The organism is Barnesiella sp. B2-R-119 (assembly GCF_023656675.1).
GTDB lineage: Bacteria > Bacteroidota > Bacteroidia > Bacteroidales > Barnesiellaceae > Barnesiella > Barnesiella intestinihominis.
This window is the reverse complement of record NZ_JAMOKL010000004.1, coordinates 387,258-405,208: the sequence shown is the minus strand read 5'-3', so window position 1 is coordinate 405,208 and position 17,951 is coordinate 387,258. Positions and strand designations below refer to the sequence as shown.

Here is a 17,951-nt window from a genome sequence, read left to right as displayed (position 1 = left end):
AATAACAAACCGCATGCTACGCCATCGTCATATGAAAAACACCGGGTCGTTACGCCGTATTGCTTTCGGGATTCTTTTTTGGAGTATGGCCAACGGAATTTATGCGCAAACGACTCCGGGTATGCAACCCGAATGGCTATCCTACGATGTCATATACCAACTGGGATTTCTCTGGAAGAGGGCAGCGACAGCTACGCTCCAACTCACCGAATACCCCGACAAATATACATCTGTTTTAAAAGCTCGTACACTCCCCTTTGCCGACAACATATTCAAGGTACGCGACACACTGGTATCCGATATGCAGCGAAACAAAGAACTGCTACCCATTTATTACGCCAAACTCGCTGACGAAAACGGGACTTACCGGAAAGACGAAGTAAATTATACCTACGATGGAAACTCGACCACGGGAAATATCCGCCTATATCGTCCCAAGCGTAACGCCATAGAGGACTATACACTCACCGAACCCGGTATAGTCTACGACATGCTGAGTATCTTTTACGTGATTCGCACCTTCGACTTCCGAGCAATGGAAATGTATCAAATCTATAACACCAAAATTTTCTCCGGTAAAAACCTCGAATACCTCGAAATAGAATATTTGGGACAGGAAATCCTCAAACAAAACAAAAAGGAATACAGCACCTACAAACTTCGCTTCCGATTCTATGACAGAACCGGCAAAAAGACCAGCGACAAAATCTCGGCATGGATCTCTACCGACAATAAACGCATACCCTTGAAAGTAGAAGGGAAACTCCCCTTAGGCTCTATGAAAGCCGTGTATACGGGAGAATAGAAACTATCTGTCATTTGGGCAAGAGCTAAAAACTGACCTCCTGCACATGCAGCGTGATAGGGAAGGTATCCGAAAGATGGAAAGGTTAGTTCTACAAAAATCCTATCTTTTTTAACCCCTCTCATCGTCGCTACCGCTCCTCTGTGTCTCCCCTATTGCTCCGCAACTCCCCGTAATACTACGGGACACGGCAGGGGAGAAGAACAAACACAATACACAGGAAAGTATTAACCTCCTCCTCTGTGTTTTGCATAGCAAAATATAGGGGAGGTGTCCGCAGGACGGAGGGGTTAAAAAATATCCATAGCAGAGGAAGCATATAAAAACATCACTCTCTCCCTATGTTTCTGTAAAGGAATAGAAAGTACTCACAAAGTAAAAAGAAAGCAAAAAAGGCCGATCGAAGTGTCGCTTTTAATCCTCTCCCTCTGCTCATCGTAGATGAGATAGGGGGAGTGCACGTAAGGTAAGGGGGTTAAAAATAAAGAAAAGAACAAGATTCTCCCCTCCTTTATCGGGCAATAAAGCTACAAAAAGCGGCTGCATTTCCGGGTTCTTTCTTTTCGGCGATGAAAGGAAAAAAATAAATACCTTCTACTTCCTGTGTTCATGGCAAGATAACCCCGCCGTTCCGTAACACGCCAAACTTCGGGACAACCGTTCAGCCACCGCATCGCGTAAAGTCTGCGGAGACAAAACCTCAGCTTGCCAATACCCCAAAGCATACACCTCCTGTTCGAAATCGGGAGTGATTTTCAAACGGTAATGAAACGTAGAACTATGTTCGTTCCGGTCAAGTTCCTCTTGACTTTCGTGCAAAGGAAGTGTCCTCAAATAATTAGCTTGCAAAGCAGGGACACGCAGCACCACCTCCTGCGCCGACATATCGTCGTGCGTAATCCCGAAACAATCCCGGAAATAATCGATGGGAGAAAAACTGTCGGGATAGACGAATGTACGGCTGCTCAATTCGAGAGAAGCAACCCGATCCAAAGCATAGGTCTTGATTTTCCGATCCGTAAAATCCTTAGCGATGACATACCAACGCTGACGAAATAACTTCACGAAATAGGGAGCCGCCAATGTATGCGAACTTGTTACACGTCGGAATGAACGATACGACAAAATAAGCACCCGGTTCTCCTTCATCGCCTCGAAGACGATTCTCAAAAATTTCTGCCCCGAAGGTATATTCTCCAAAACGATTCGATTCCGCAACTCCTGACTCTCGTTCAGCATGTTACTCACCGCAAGCGTGTTCAATGCCCACACACGTGCACCGTTTCCCTGCAAAGCATCCGGGTCCTCTATGTAATATTCATACGTAGAAGCATCACACTCGATATTCACGTCAAACATCTCCTGTATGGCCTGACGATAATTCATAAACGTCCGTCGAGCCATCGGCTTGCCGTCCGAATATTCGCTCCGTTGCCACAACCCGTCTATCTCTCTGCGGGTAAGCCTTCCGTAACGCTGCAACGTATCGATCAGCCATACATACCGATTGAAAAGTTCTTTCGCCATAACACAAAACCACTGTTTTACATCTCCAAAAATAATATCTATCCCGCAATTTCACCAATCACCTAATCACTATTCCAAAATTTTCTCCCGATTCCGAGATCTATTTTCACTTACAACAGTACAACAAACAAGCCACGCACATCAAGGTCCCCTCTATTCACCCTTCAAAACGCCATAAAAGAATCATCGGAAAATATCGAATACATAGAAGCTGTTTTAAATTTATTCCGAGACAGATTGAGACCTATGTTGAAGCAGATTGGAGTCCGAGATATACAGTCAATAGCGGGCTATTGACAAAAATCAAGGGATTCAAGATGCGAGACGGGGACTCAATATGGCCGGAACATACCTGCTTGCAATGATAATATTATTTCTCAATAAATTTAAAACAGCTTCTAAAAAAAGTATGCCCAAAAGTATTTAACTTTCGAGCATACCCCGCAATATTCCATTGGATCTCTTTTATTTCGTCGTCTTTTTCCGGGCCGGTTTCTTTTTGGCAGGAGCCTTGTCGGCATCCTCGACAATCTTCATGCAATCGGCGAACGTGAGCGATGCCGGTTCGGAACCTTTGGGTAATTTATAATTCTTCTTTTTATAAGCGATATACGGACCGAAACGACCGTTAAGCAGTTCGAGTTCATCATCTTCATCGAACTTCTTGATAAGGCGTTGACTTTCCTGCTCGCGCTTTTGCTGAATCAATATTATCGCATCCTCTAACGAAACACCCTGTGGGGTGAACTCTTTGGGCAACGATACATATTTGCCGTCGTGACGAATATACGGACCGAAACGGCCGATACCCACGACAACGGTTTTGCCTTCGAAATCGCCTAAGGTTCGGGGCAAATCGAACAGTTTCAAAGCCTCTTCCAGTGTAATCGTGCTCATCGATTGTCCTTTGAGCAACGAGGCAAACAACGGCTTCTCCGTATCTTCGGGAGTACCGATTTGTACCAACGGACCGAAACGGCCTATCTTCACCGATACGGGACGACCGCTTTTCGGGTCCGTACCCAATACCCGTTCGCCCACTTTATGCTCCAACCGCAAAGCGAGAGCGCTCTCTACCACCGGGTGAAAGAGTTTGTAAAAATGATCTATCTCATCGTTCCACACGGTTTTTCCCTCGGCAATATCGTCGAATTGCTGCTCGACATTCGCCGTAAAGTTATAATTGAGAATATCGGGGAAATACTCCGTCAAGAAATCGTTGACGACAACTCCTATATCGGTGGGGAGCAGTTTGCCTTTATCGGCTCCTGTGAGCTCGGTTTTCTCTCCCGATTCGATTTTCCCATCGTGCAGCGTCAACATACGATATTTCCGCTCCGTTCCTTTCCGATCGCCCTTCTCGACATATTCGCGTTGCTGTATGGTCGAAATGGTTGGTGCATAGGTAGAAGGCCGACCGATACCCAGCTCTTCCAATTTACGAACCAGACTGGCCTCGGTATAGCGGGCGGGAGCTTGCGAGAAACGTTCCGTTGCCGTGACCGACGACAATGTCAGCACATCGCCTTTCGCCAATGCAGGTAACATCTTGTCGTTTCCTTCTGCATCGCCTTCGTCATCGGTAGACTCCATATACACTTTCAGGAAACCGTCGAATTTCAAGACCTCGCCCACGGCGACGAAGTGTTCTTTCCTTCCCGAAACAGCGATGGTCGCAGTCGTCTTTTCCAACTCGGCATCGCTCATTTGCGAAGCGATCGTACGTTTCCAAATCAATTCATATAATCGTTTTTCCTGAGAGGAAGCATTGATTTCGTGATGGCTGATGTACGTGGGACGTATTGCCTCGTGCGCTTCCTGTGCTCCTTTGGTATGCGTATGGTAATTTCGAATATGCAGATATCTCTCGCCCAAAGTTTTTACAATCTCGTCTTTGGTCGTATTTATAGCCAGCGATGACAAATTCACCGAGTCGGTACGCATATAGGTGATATGTCCCGCCTCATAAAGCCGTTGAGCCACCATCATGGTTTGAGCCACGGAGAAGCCCAATTTCCGGGCGGCTTCCTGTTGCAATGTGGAAGTGGTGAACGGAGCCGCAGGCGATTTCTTTGCAGGTTTCACCGTCACGTCCCCGATAGAGAACCGTGCGGTCTTGCAGGCTTCGAGCAAAGCCTTCGCCTCGTCTTCGGTTTTCAATCGTTGGCTCAATTCGGCCTTCAACAATTCCCCTCCGGGTAACAAAAATTCCCCGATCACCCGATAGGCTGCTTCGGGCTTGAACGCCGAGATTTCTCGCTCCCGTTCTACAATCAAGCGCACTGCGACCGATTGTACACGACCGGCCGACAAAGCGGGCTTCACCTTTTTCCACAGAACAGGCGAAAGTTCGAATCCCACGATACGGTCGAGTACCCTGCGAGCCTGCTGGGCATCTACCCGATTCAAATCTATATCCCGGGGATTCTCAATGGCATGGAGTATGGCATCTTTGGTAATCTCATGGAATACAATCCGTTTCGTTTTCTCCGGTTTCAATTTCAACACTTCGAACAAGTGCCATGCGATAGCCTCTCCCTCGCGGTCCTCATCGGAAGCCAGCCAAACCATATCCGCTTTGTCTGCCTCCTGTTTCAGCGTTTCCACCAACTTTTTTTTGTCGGCGGGGATTTCATAAATAGGTTTATAGTTATGCTCGATATCCACACTGAAATCCTTTTTTTTGAGATCACGGATATGTCCGTAGCTCGAAAGGACTTCGAAATCCTTTCCTAAAAACTTCTCAATGGTTTTAGCCTTTGCCGGAGACTCTACGATTACCAAATTTTTTGCCATATGCGCAATGTTCGTTCAAATTTTGCGCAAAATTAGAAAAACAGATTGTAATACAGAGCTTTTTTCTACTTTTTTATTAAATAATGTATATCGCACACATTTTGAATCGTTCCTACCATGTAGAGTTTTTGTCGCATATCCTCCCCAACGCCTTTCTCCTATACTATTCCCTCCGAAAAAGCTGACGAGATAAATCCTGTTTTTAAACTACCCACTCGTCCCATGAGTACTCCCGACACGGTGGGAGAGGTTAAATCCTTCTTCTCCCCTGCCGCGTCCCGTAGTATTGCGGGGTGTGGCGTTAGTCATATAGGGGAGGTGGCACACATAGTGATGGAAGGGTTAAAAATGTCGAGAACAGACCTCTTACCCTCAAAATTTCAAATCGACCCCGAACATGAAATTGATGCCTTGTGCCGGCATACCGTAAAGAATATCGTATTTCCGGTTCAGCACATTGTCGGTAAGTCCGTAAAGCGAAAACCAAGAAGTGAAAGCATACGAGGCTTTCAAGTGAACGAGATGTATATCGGAGAGCTTTCCGAGATTTGAATACTCCCGACCCGCAGCAAACTCATATCCGGCTTCGAGCGTGAACGGGCGAACAGGCATATAACGGATATTCACTCCTCCTTCCCACTGCGGACGGTTATACGAAATCGTCTCCCCCCCATCGGCGGTCTTCCATCGGTGATACCCGACCTTCGCCGAAGCCTCCAATTTCGTACCGTAACGATAAGATACATCGAGCTCTGCTTTCAAAGCATTGGCATCGATACCCCAAAAACGCGACACACCTGTAAACTTTCCGTCCAAATCTTCGGGTAAAAGGAACAACGCCTTTTTACAAATTTCATAACCGCCCGAAAGCCCTATGGAAAATCCGGGTAATGCGTTAATGCGTATTCCCAATGAGGCATCCAACGGCACATACGTATTATCTACCTGTGCCGACGGATTGAAGTAGAGCGTATAGGCCGAAACACTTCGCCACGTATTCAGTTTCTTCCCGCCCGTAAAAGCCGTATAAAACTGTACATCGGGAACTATCGTCCAATCGAATCGCACATCGGGAGAGAATCGCAAAATAGTTCCGTTGTTGAAAGAAACATCGGCCTTGACACCGACCGCAAAAGCCACGTGTTCATTCCGCCAGTCATACCGGGGATTCAATGAAATCATACCGTAATTCGCTGCCGACTGTAACCGGCTGTAACCCACATAATCGAAAGAACCGTCCAAAGAAATAGAGCTGCGTCTGTCGATCGGCGCAGACAATGTAAAGTCTGCATTCACTAAATTCTCGGCAGCCCCTTTTTCACTTTGTAAATATCCCCGGTGATACCCGTATCGGTAATATGCCAATGAAACTTTATAAAGTAGGTCCGACTCTCCGGCAGTCGAGGCTATATGGCTTTTCAAGAAGAACCGGTTTATCTCTTGGTTAGGCGAAGATATTCCCGTCAAACCGGGGTATCGCAATCCGTAATAGTTGAAGGAGTCGTAACGATAACCGCCGCTTATTCCCAAATCCAGCTTCCCGAAGGAGTGAAGATAATCGGCGACCACTCGCTCTTCGAGCCGGTGCATCTTCTTCGAGTTGGGATAGTCCTCCGTTAACGATTGATTGTAATCCACCGTTCCGCAAGTAGAGCGATGCTGCAACCACACACCCAACTTGTCTTTGTCATTCTGCAAAATACGATAACCGGCATTCCCGACCATATTCAGGTAATTGCCTATCCCGAAATCCACGTATCCCCTCGATTGATTTTCTTCGGGTTTTTCTCCGAAACCGCCGGGAGCCAACAAGACAGCGCGAGGTTCGAGGGGAGCCGGAACCGTCCAGTCGCTATACCGTATAGATTGTTTGGTTACCGTCGGTGCTTCCACTTCGGGCAATGTATTGATTTTAGACGCATCGCGCACGATAGGTGTAAAATCTTTTTCTATGGTTACTTCCCGCCGCAACGAATCGGAACGTACCTGTGCCGACAGGAAGAATGGGAAAACCGATATGATTAAAAAAGAAAACCGTTTCATAAGCCATACATATTGTATCGTTCAACTACTCTGTTTGTCCCAGTTCGCTCAATTTCTTGTCTATCCGGGAAATAATATCGTCGTCGCTAGCCGGATAGTTATTCCGCAAACTTTGCAAATATTGACGGGCTTGGAAAGTCTCGCCCCGTTTTTCATAAATGTTGGCCATGAGCAAGAATGCCCGAGCCAACCAATAATTGTGGGGAGTACCTTTGTCGATAAAAGTATTCAGCGTCTTTTCAGCCGTATCGATCGCTTTATTGTCGAATTGATATTGGGCCAATAAATAGGCACTTTGCGCCCCGTAAATCGAACGGGTATCTTTCGAAAGCTCCCGCCAGTCATCGGCCGCATTTTCTCCCTTTCCCGTATGGAAATAGGCATCGGCACGAGCAAACAAAATCTCTTGCCGCAAATCGGGAGAAAGTTTGCTTTCGCTCAACAACTTGTCGGCAACTGTTACCACCTCGCCATATTGCCGCTTATTTCGGGCAATACGAAGCATACCCAACCGGGCGGCCTGTTTGTTCTCTCCGACAGTCGCTTTCTTTTCCAACTCCTTGAATCCGGCAAAAGCCTCGTCATAACGAGCTTTCAAATAAAGTATCTCGCACTTGCGGGCCAATGCTTCTTCGGCAAACTCGCCGTCGGGACTGTTCGTCACCACATAGTCGAACGCCGGAAGAGCTTTGTCGTAGTCTTTCGCTGCAAACGATGCTTTCCCGATATAGTAATTAGCCGGAATCAAAAACGCGCCCGACGGATAATTTCGTACATACTTCTTCAACGAAGCGATACCTTTCCCCGTCATATAAGTGCGCTCGGCTGCCATATACGACAAAGAATCCAATTCGCTCACAGGGGCCTGTTCCGACCGTCCCACGCTGTTCAGATAGTTAGCGTAGGCATCGACTGCATCTTTCTCTACATATACCGATTTGAGGTCGGCGACCGCTATGCGAGCCTCCTCGCTGGTCGGATAACGCTCTATCACTTGCTGGTAAGCAGCCACCGATTCGTCTGTCTGCCCGTTATTGAAATAGACCATACCCAACTGCAAACCTCCCTTGCGGGCAATCGCGCTCTGGGGATAATCGGCGATTAACTGTTTGTAACATACGATAGCATCGTTATTCCTATTCAATATCGTATAAGCCTGTCCCTTTTCGAACCATGCGTTCGCCAGATACCCCGAACGGGGATAATCTACAATCAATTTGTCCAACAACTCTATTTTGCGTTCGTGATTCCTCTGCAATCCCGCCATGAAAGCTTTTTGAAAAAGGGCATAATCTCCGTTCGCGACATCGGTCTCTTGGGCCCGGGCATAATACTGCTCGGCATCGGCGAACCGACGGGCGTAATAATAGCAATCGCCTATCCGGGAATAGGCATCGGCAAGCATGCTTCGATTTCCTCCGGTCTGTACAGAGACATACCGGGAAAAACCGTCGAGGGCTTGCGAGAAGTTATGCTGTTTGAACTGACAGTAGGCCCAATCGTACCAAGCCAGCGAATACATTTCGCTCCGCTTGTCCTTGCTGGAAGAAAGATATGCCGAATAATTCCGGGCAGCGATATCGTATTGTTCCCGACGATATTGGCACTCGGCGAGCCAAAACGCAGCCTTACCCCGTATATCGGTATCATAGTTTCCCACAGCGATCGCCCGGCTAAACAAACTTTCGGCATCGGCGATACGGGCATTGGTGAAAGCCTCTGTCCCCAACTGGAAAAGAATGCGCTGCTTGGCGGCGAGTATTTTCCCGTCGGGCTTCCGTATTTTATCGATAGACGCCAGTGCCGACCGATAATTACGAGTCGTCATGTAAACCTCTACCAAATAGTCGTTAATCTTGTCGGCATAGCGAGAACCGGGAAACTCGTTCAAGAAACGTTCGAACACACCCACCGAGTTATCGAAAGGTGAAGCCGTGCGATCATACAGGCAAAGCGCATAGTTGTAAAGCGCCGTTTCCCGAACCTGACGGTCGTAATTTCCTTGTGAAGCCATCTCGAACGCCATGCGGGCATTATTTTTATCTCCGGCTCGCAAATAGGCTTGCCCGATATAAAGATAAGCATTTTGAGAAAGAGCATCGTCCACGCCGGTCACACGCCCCAAATAATCGATCACCTCGCCATCTTCTCCCCGGCGATAGGCCATGACACCCATGACATAAAGAGAAGAGCGTTCGGGTTTGCGACATCGTTGCAAATACCTTTCCAAATATTCCGTCGCCGCTTCATCGTCACCTTCTTGATAAGCGCTTTCGCCGAGCAACCGAAGAAGCTCGGTGTATAAGTCGGCATCGGAAGACGGACGGGACAACAACGCTTTACCCTCGGACAATACCTGTGCGAAACGTTTTTGCCCGAAATAAATCTGCAACATGTGCAGCCGTGCAGCATAGCCGAAACTCCTGTCGTCCGCCACTTTCGAGAATCCACTTAAAGCGGCTCTATCATCGCCCTCGTTCATCTGTATATACGAAAGGTAGAAAGTGGCTCCTGTCCGAAATCTCTCTTTCCCGATTAGAAGCTGAAACAGCGGTTTCGCCGCATCGGGATTACCGGTCTTCAACAAAGAACATGCCGTGCGATATCCCCACCGGTCCTCCTCGTCGCCGGTCAACAGACTCACATTTACCGTCTGATAGGCTTTCAAGGCTTTTGCATAATCTTGACTGTCGTAATAATAATCGGCCAATGCCAACCGAGCCTGCAAAGTATGTTTAGAATCCGGGTAATTTCGCAAAAAATCCGTTAACCGCCGTACAGCCTGCGGCGAATAATTGCGGGCTTCCGAAAGAGCGATATACCAGTCGGCCGTTTCCCGCTGCTCCGGCGACAAATCGCCTTCACAAGCCTCTTTCATCACATCGGCACAACCCGCGTAGTTCTTCTCTTGAAAGAGAAAGATTCCCCTATCTATCAAAGCCCTGTCATCGTTATAAGCCGGGATTCCCGGCTTGGCGGCCAAAAGCTGTCCAGTGCATACGATTCCACAAAGTATAACTATCGCCCGTTTCATGAACATCTTTATTTTGTATTAAGTTCCGAACTATCCACCCATTTAAATAATTTATCCGACGGTCGTATCTTCTCATCGATACGCATCGAGAACCGCTCGCCTTTTACCGTCTTTTGTACCGATTTCAAATCGACTCGTATCTCCTCCACCTTACGGATAAGCGCACCGGTCGTCGGGCCGGTGACGAGTATCTCGTCTCCCACGCTCAACGAACCGCTCTCCATGAGAAATTCGGCCACACCGAGGTTGGAAAAATACTTCACGCCCTTGCCTATATATATCTTTCGTTTCGTGGCTCCCGAGCCATAATTGTGAGTCCATTCGCCCAAGCGCTGACCCAAATAATATCCGTTCCAAAACCCTCGATTAAAGACGGTAGCGAGCCGTTCGTCCCACTGTGCGATCTTCTCGTCGGTAAAGTCGTCGTTCAAATAAGACTCGATGGCCTCGTTATAACACGAAACGACCGTACGCACATATTCCGGGCCCCTCGCGCGACCCTCGATTTTAAATACCCGCACCCCCGAATCGATCAGTTTGTTCAGGAAATGTATCGTTTTCAAGTCCTTCGGCGACATGATGTAAGCGTTGTCCACTTCCAACACGTTACCGGTCTCCTTGTCTTTCACTTCGTATGAACGACGGCAAATCTGCATACAAGCCCCCCGATTCGCCGAAGCATTCATTTCGTGAAGGCTCAAATAGCATTTGCCGGACACAGCCATGCACAATGCCCCGTGACAGAACATCTCGATACGTACCGGTTCTCCGCCCGGCCCCACGATACGATCCCGCAAAATAGCTTCGTGAATACGGGCTACCTGCTCCATATTCAACTCCCGAGCCAGTACCACCACATCGGCAAAACGGGCATAGAATCGCAACGCCTCGGTATTGGAAATATTCAGCTGGGTCGACAAATGCACCTCTACCCCTATCTCGCGGGCATAGGTCATAGCCGCCACATCGCTGGCGATAATGGCCGAGAGCCCGGCCTCCTTCGCCGCATCGATAATACGATGTAACAGAGGTATATCTTCGTCGTAGATAACGGTATTGACCGTCAGATAACTCTTTATGTGATGCTCGTTACAAATACGCACGATCTCGTGTAAATCGTCTATCGTAAAATTATTCGACGAACGGGCTCGCATATTCAGCCCCTCGATACCGAAGTACACCGAATCGGCCCCTCCCTGTATAGCCGCCGTCAAAGAATCGTACGAACCCACCGGCGCCATAATTTCAAAATCGCTTCTCTTCATCATAAACAAACCGTTCTATTTCCCGGTGATTATTTTTCGTATTTCGTTCAGTTTATTCAATGCTTCTACCGGTGTAAGGTTATTGATATCGACCTGTAAAATTTCGTCCCGAACCTGTGAAAGCACAGGGTCGTCCAGCTGGAAAAAACTCAACTGCATACCGCCTCTCGACGAAGCGATTTCGGCGGTAGGCTTGGCGATACCGTTCTGGCGGTTCTCCGACTCCAACTGTTTCAAAATCTGGTTGGCCCGCTTGACGATGCTCTGGGGCATACCGGCCAGCTTCGCCACATGGATACCGAAACTGTGTTCACTCCCGCCGCGTACCAATTTCCGCAAGAATATCACCTTGTTGTCGACCTCTTTTACCGAAACGTTATAATTGACAATGCGTTTATAAGTACGTTCCATTTCGTTCAGCTCGTGATAATGGGTAGCGAACAACGTCTTGGCACGAGCTTTGGGGTGTTCGTGTATGTGCTCGACAATAGCCCACGCGATAGATATACCGTCGTAAGTACTCGTTCCCCGTCCCAACTCGTCGAACAGAACCAAACTCCGCTCCGACAGATTGTTGAGAATATCGGCTGCCTCGGTCATCTCGACCATAAAGGTAGATTCGCCGAGCGAGATATTGTCCGATGCCCCTACACGAGTGAAAATCTTGTCCACAATCCCTATCTTAGCGGCCTCGGCCGGAACGAAACTTCCTATCTGAGCCATCAGAACAATCAAAGCGGTCTGGCGCAACAACGCCGATTTACCGGCCATGTTGGGTCCCGTTATCATCATGATTTGCTGCTTGTCGTTGTCGAGCTCGACACTGTTGCTGATGTAGGGTTCGCCCGGTGGCAACTGTTTCTCGATAACCGGGTGACGTCCTTCCTTGATGTCGATAACCAGCGAATCGTTTACTTCGGGACGAATATACCGGTTTTCCACGGCCGACTTCACGAACGACAACAGGCAGTCGAGCCGCGCAATGAGATTGGAATCGAGTTGTATGGCAGGAATATACTCCGTCAATGCAAGAATCAAATCATTGAACAACTGCGTTTCCAATGAAAGAATCTTCTCTTCCGCCCCCAAAATCTTCTCCTCGTATTCTTTCAACTCTTGGGTAATATAACGCTCTGCGCTCACCAACGTCTGCTTTCTGATCCAATCGGAAGGAACCTTGTCCTTGTGAGTATTGCGCACTTCGATGTAATACCCGAATACGTTGTTATACCCGATTTTCAAGCTGGGAATACCCGTTTTCTCGCTCTCGCGCTGCTGCACGTGCAACAAATAGTCTTTCCCCGAATAGGAAATTTCTCGCAACTCGTCGAGTTCGTCGTTCACCCCCTTGCGGATAATTCCTCCCCGATTCACCAAATTGGGCGCATCGGGATTAATTTCATGCTCGATTCGGTCCCTGATGATCGTACAGCAATTCAGTTGTTCCCCGATACGTTGCAATACAGGTTCATCGCTCTGCTCGCAAACAGCCTTGATAGGCTCTATCGCCGACAATGCCACTTTCAACTGAACCACCTCGCGAGGCGAAATACGCCCCACCGCTACTTTCGAAATGAGGCGTTCCATATCGCCTATCGTATCGAGTTGCGGATCGATAACCTCCCTAACTTCGGGGTGGCGGAAAAAGAACTCCACTCCGTTCAACCGATCCTCGATAGGCTTCACATCTTTCAACGGAAAGACAACCCACCGTTTGAGCATACGCGCCCCCATCGGGGTGACAGTCCGGTCTATCACGTCGAGCAGGCTCTTTCCCCCTTCGTTCATCGGAGAAAGCAATTCGAGACTCCGCACCGTGAATTTATCCAATCGCACATATCGCTCCTCCTCGATACGAGACAGCGATGTAATGTGCGAAATCTGCGTATGCTGCGTAATATCCAAATAATGAAGCAGAGACCCCGCGGCGATAATGGCGTTGGGCATATTGTGAATTCCGAAACCTTTGAGGTTTTTCGTCTCGAAATGACGCAATAAGCGATCCGAAGCGGCATCCTCGGTATAAACCCAATCGTCCAACTCGAAAGTAAAAAAACGGGAACCGAAATGCTCCTCGAACAATTTCCGTTTCGTGCGTTCGAACAGCACCTCTTTCGGAGAGAAATTGCCCAACAGCTTGTCCACATAGTCGAAATCTCCCTCGGCGGTCAAGAATTCACCCGTCGATATATCGAGAAAAGCCACACCCACTTTGTTACCTTTCCCGAAATGAACACCCGCCAAGAAATTATTCTCTCGGTGATCGAGAATATTGTCGTTAATCGACACGCCCGGTGTCACCAATTCCGTAATGCCGCGCTTGACCAATTTTTTTGTCAGCTTCGGGTCTTCCAGCTGTTCGCAAATAGCCACCCGTTTTCCGGCACGCACCAATTTGGGAAGGTAAGTATCGAGAGCATGATGGGGAAAACCGGCCAACTCCACATACTGGGCGGCTCCATTTGCCCGGCGAGTCAATGTAATCCCCAATATTTCCGATGCCACCAAAGCATCGTCCGAAAACGTTTCATAAAAGTCTCCCACCCTGAAAAGCAATATCGCATCGGGATGCTTGGCTTTCATCTCGATATACTGTTTCATCAGCGGAGTTTCGACAATTTCCTTGGCCACGATATATTTCTTTTATATTCGTATGAATAATCCCGTTTAAGAGAAACAAAGATAACATTTTCGACCGGAATTGTGAAATTAAAAAAATGTAAGAAACTGTTTTTATTTTTTTCTACTCCTCACTTCATCGCTGCCACTCCCCCATTCCCCACTCTCCCCTGTGTTTCGAAAAACAAAAAGTCAGCTCTTAAAAACGACGAGTAAGATTTATGCTTCTCTATTGAAACAGCTCTCTCCCTCCTCCCGCCAGACCTTGTAACATTCGAAACATTTCGCTCCTCCCCTTGCCGTGTCCCGTAGCACTACGGGTTGTTTTACAACGCAAAATATAGGAGAGGTGGCACGTAGGGACGGAGGGGTTAAAGAAATACCAGCAGTAAAAGCAACAGAGACAAGACTTCTCCCCCCCGCTCATCGTAGATGAGATGGGACGAGTTCACCACCGACAAACTATACTTTCAGGAAAATATTTTTCCGATACAGAAAATAGAGGAAGAACCAGCAACAAGCGACATATCCTGCACGAAGGACGACCGCACCGGCAGGCTCACCGGCACATTCTCCCACCCATTGGGATATACCTCCGAACAAAAACTTATTCATGTGAGAAAATCCTACCACCTGCTGCGCCAGATAAATCGTTATCGAATTTAGTCCTATCACTCGGAAAAAGAGAGTCCACGATTTCCACCCTTTCACATCGACGATATAATAGAACAAAGCGAACAACAAGAACGAAAGTCCTCCCACGAAACAGGTAAACGAACTGCTCCAAAGCATTTTGTTAATCGGGAATACGGTATTCCAAACCAGCCCTATGGCGACCAACACAACCCCGATTCCCGACAAAAGCAAACTCTTTCTCTCTCCGCTTCCCAAGCGGGTGGAACGGACGATTTCCCCCGCATAAATTCCCAATAATGCCGTGACTATCGCCGGAAGCGTGCTCAGTAAACCCTCCGGGTCGAAATTACCGCATATCAATTTCCCCGGCAAACAATGCCGATCGATATATCCGACCAGATTCCCTTCGATAGAAAGAGGGGAAGCCCCCGCAGCATCGGGAGCCGGCACAAAGGCCAACAGCAACCAATAACCCACCAAGATAAAGACAATCAAACCATATTGTACCGACTTTTTCAAACTCATGTAAATGAAAGCCCCGAGCATCCACGCCAGCCCGATACGCCCCAAAACGCTTGCCAAACGCACATCGGGGAAATTCAACTGTAAGAATCCGTTATACAAGAATCCCAGCAAAACGAGGGTGACACCCCGGCGGAAAACCCTCAGGTAAATATGTTTGTCGCTCGATCCGCTCCCCCTTTGCTTGGCCAATGAAAACGGGAAAGATATACCTGCGACAAACAAGAACAAGGGGAATATCATATCGTGTTGGGTAAACCCGTCCCACGGGACGTGCCGCATGTGCCCCGCTATGACATCGCCCACCGCCGTCGGGTGCAAGGCATTCAAGGCGATTACCAACGGGGCGAAACCCATAATAAAAAGCATATCGAATCCCCGAAGGGTATCCAATGACAACAGACGTGTGTTTTTCTTTGTTTCTTTCTTTGTTTCCATATCCGAATTTTGTTTTTCTGTATAGTATACAAGCAACTCGGCTCGTTTATCCAATGATGCGTTATACTCCCTAATCCGCACCCGCAGCGATCCCGATCGAATGTATGTCTCTGCCTATTTCGACAACAGCTTTTTTATCCGTTCCACATCGTCTTCCCGTTCCGGGGGAATAATTCCCCGTTGATAGAAATCTTCGAAATCCGAGAGAAAGTCCTCTTTTAGCTCTTCCTTGTATCGCAGGTATATCTCTTCCGCCTCGGCATATCGACCTTGAAGAAGAAGGGATGCCGCAAGATTTGTATAAATAGTATGATGAGTAAAATCATATTTTGATCCCTCACGGGCATACCGTTCAGCTTCTTCAAAATTGCCCTGAGCGAGAAATAAGAATGAAAGGTTATTGCACGCTCGTACTAAATACGGCTCGTACACTTGTGGATTCACTGCCGTAAGCCGTTGATAAACCTCCAAGGCAGAGAGATACATCTCCTCGCTATCCTCATAACGTTGGATATTGTAATACAAACAACCTAAGTTATACTGAGTATCTGCCAAATCCGGCTCGTACACCTGTGGATTCGCCACGGCAAGTCGTCGTCGAATTTCCATGGCGGAAAGATACATCTTCTCGCTATCCTCATAACGTTGGGTGTCGCTGTACAAACAGCCTAAGTTATATTGTGTCATTGCCAAATCCGGCTCGTAAACCTGTGGATTTGCCGCTGCAAGCCGTCGTCGAATTTCCATGGCGGAAAGACACAGCTTCTCGCTATCTTCATAACGTCGGGTATCTTTGTACAAAGTACCTAAATTACTTTGAGCCATTGCCAAATCCGGCTCGTACACCTGTGGATTCACTATCGTGAGCCGTTGATAAATTTTCAAGGCAGAGAAATACATCTTCTCGCTTTCCTTGTAACGTTGGGTATTGTTATACAAAACGCCTAAGTTATTTTGAGTACCGGCCAAGCCCGGCTCGTAGGCATATGGACTAATAGCTGCAAGTCGCTGGCAAATGTCTAAATTTTCTCGATAACGAACTTCCGCCAAATCGTATCGTTTGTTTGTCTGTAAAAAATGACCATACTCAAACAAACTTTTTGCCAACTCTTCCTCCGAAAGGTTGGCACGGATCAGCTCGATACCCTGCTCATAGGCATGGCAAGCCAATTCGAAGCGACGAGGCTCTGCATAGTCTGTCATCAAAGCCTTTGCCCGCAAAACATACTCCTCGGCCAACGATCGTGTCTTTTGAAGTCCCGCCTCGATAAGCGACCGACCGGAATCGACCAGTAGTTTCCCTTGCTCTATCTCCTTGCGGGCCTGAGCGGCATCGGCGGCAATATCTTTTTCATTCAAAATCTCCACGACCCCTTTGCTGTTCCCTCGCTCGAACATCTCTATCGCCAACCGTTTGCGCTCGCTCACCGGCGTTCCGCTCCCGATCAGCTTGTTGATGGATAGAGCAAGATCGAACAGCCGGCTCTCCAATCGGTTGAGACTTTCCCGTTTCTTGTATAGTTCCGCCTGTTTCTCGTCAATCATCGGTTGGAGCTCGGCGACACCGGTCGCTCTCAGTCGGGCGATCTCTGTATTCAATCGGGCGATGGACTCTTTCAACGAAAGGTATTCCGGATTCTCGGCGGCAAAAGAGAGATTGTCCAGCTCGGCTATCTTGTGGCCGTAAAGCGAAACGACTCCGTTCTCTATCTTAAAGTGGTTACCCTCGGTTACGGAAGCGTTGCCCGATACCGATGGAATGATCCGCTCCAACTGCATGACAAAATGCAACTTCATGGCATCGTCGGTAGCATAGTTGCACCAATAATGCCCCACCCGATCGAACAAATCTTCCTTGAATCGTTTCAATGCCTCGTCTTCCATTTCACCTTCTATCAAGGCACGAATATAGACAAATGTCTTGGGGTGACTCTGACTCTTCACATATTCGTCTAAGGCTTGATTGAACTCCTCTATGGTGTATTCTCCCGCTTTGCGATGAAACATACAGATACAAATATCGCTGGCACGTACTATGCGGTTGTAGTCGTCCTGAGTACGGCTTCCGGTGCAAAATGCCGAAAAATCTTCCCAACGTCTGCACCTTATGCGATACCCCCGAGGCTCGAAAATTTCGTCCAAAGAAGCCACCAATGAATGGAAGCTGTTACGGTCGTTTTTCAACTCGTCGCTGGATGCCAAAAATACGGTTATGTTCTTCATATCGTTATATCTGAGTTTCACTATACTTTAATATAGGTCTGCA

At 47.9% G+C, this 17,951-nt stretch carries 9 protein-coding genes; 1 reads left to right on the top strand and 8 read right to left on the bottom strand.

The genetic code is table 11. The features are described from left to right. Window positions 1-13: 13 nt before the first annotated feature. Entirely contained in the window at window positions 14-805 is a 792-nt protein-coding gene (locus tag NBH06_RS09985) for a DUF3108 domain-containing protein (RefSeq protein WP_046412499.1), read from the top strand. A gap of 594 nt (window positions 806-1,399) precedes the next feature. Here the strand turns inward: NBH06_RS09985 and NBH06_RS09980 are convergent. From NBH06_RS09980 to NBH06_RS09945, 8 genes are all read right to left on the bottom strand, one after another. Next, window positions 1,400-2,332 (bottom strand): helix-turn-helix transcriptional regulator, encoded by a 933-nt coding sequence (locus NBH06_RS09980; protein ID WP_046412497.1) that lies wholly within the window; start codon window positions 2,330-2,332, stop codon window positions 1,400-1,402. 465 nt (window positions 2,333-2,797) lie between these two features. Then, a complete protein-coding gene (gene topA / locus NBH06_RS09975; RefSeq protein ID WP_195492641.1) occupies window positions 2,798-5,128 on the bottom strand; it encodes a type I DNA topoisomerase in 2,331 nt (776 codons plus the stop codon). 372 nt (window positions 5,129-5,500) lie between these two features. Next, window positions 5,501-7,171, bottom strand: a complete 1,671-nt coding sequence (locus NBH06_RS09970) for a TonB-dependent receptor (RefSeq protein WP_155012814.1) — start codon at window positions 7,169-7,171, stop codon at window positions 5,501-5,503. A gap of 25 nt (window positions 7,172-7,196) precedes the next feature. Continuing rightward, window positions 7,197-10,205 carry a tetratricopeptide repeat protein gene (locus NBH06_RS09965; protein ID WP_250794153.1) on the bottom strand — a complete coding sequence of 1,003 codons (3,009 nt, stop codon included), beginning with the start codon at window positions 10,203-10,205 and terminating at the stop codon, window positions 7,197-7,199. A gap of 8 nt (window positions 10,206-10,213) precedes the next feature. Further along, window positions 10,214-11,470 (bottom strand): peptidase U32 family protein, encoded by a 1,257-nt coding sequence (locus tag NBH06_RS09960; RefSeq protein ID WP_250794233.1) that lies wholly within the window; start codon window positions 11,468-11,470, stop codon window positions 10,214-10,216. Between the two features lie 15 nt (window positions 11,471-11,485). Beyond that, on the bottom strand, window positions 11,486-14,071 hold the full coding sequence (mutS, locus tag NBH06_RS09955) for a DNA mismatch repair protein MutS (protein ID WP_229033587.1): 2,586 nt from the start codon (window positions 14,069-14,071) through the stop codon (window positions 11,486-11,488). Window positions 14,072-14,551: 480 nt separating this feature from the next. After that, complete coding sequence (locus NBH06_RS09950; protein WP_195342659.1) at window positions 14,552-15,685, bottom strand: acyltransferase family protein; 1,134 nt, start codon at window positions 15,683-15,685, stop codon at window positions 14,552-14,554. A 114-nt stretch (window positions 15,686-15,799) separates the two neighbouring features. After that, entirely contained in the window at window positions 15,800-17,908 is a 2,109-nt protein-coding gene (locus NBH06_RS09945) for a tetratricopeptide repeat protein (RefSeq protein WP_250794152.1), read from the bottom strand. Window positions 17,909-17,951: the final 43 nt, after the last annotated feature.

Excerpts from the sequence above, each read along its gene's own strand:
- NBH06_RS09985 (WP_046412499.1), top strand. The coding sequence starts at position 14 with ATGCTACGCCATCGTCATATGAAAAACACCGGGTCGTTACGCCGTATT.
- NBH06_RS09980 (WP_046412497.1), bottom strand. The coding sequence starts at position 2,332 with ATGGCGAAAGAACTTTTCAATCGGTATGTATGGCTGATCGATACGTTG.
- topA (WP_195492641.1), bottom strand. The coding sequence starts at position 5,128 with ATGGCAAAAAATTTGGTAATCGTAGAGTCTCCGGCAAAGGCTAAAACC.
- NBH06_RS09970 (WP_155012814.1), bottom strand. The coding sequence starts at position 7,171 with ATGAAACGGTTTTCTTTTTTAATCATATCGGTTTTCCCATTCTTCCTG.
- NBH06_RS09965 (WP_250794153.1), bottom strand. The coding sequence starts at position 10,205 with ATGAAACGGGCGATAGTTATACTTTGTGGAATCGTATGCACTGGACAG.
- NBH06_RS09960 (WP_250794233.1), bottom strand. The coding sequence starts at position 11,470 with ATGAAGAGAAGCGATTTTGAAATTATGGCGCCGGTGGGTTCGTACGAT.
- mutS (WP_229033587.1), bottom strand. The coding sequence starts at position 14,071 with ATGAAACAGTATATCGAGATGAAAGCCAAGCATCCCGATGCGATATTG.
- NBH06_RS09950 (WP_195342659.1), bottom strand. The coding sequence starts at position 15,685 with ATGGAAACAAAGAAAGAAACAAAGAAAAACACACGTCTGTTGTCATTG.
- NBH06_RS09945 (WP_250794152.1), bottom strand. The coding sequence starts at position 17,908 with ATGAAGAACATAACCGTATTTTTGGCATCCAGCGACGAGTTGAAAAAC.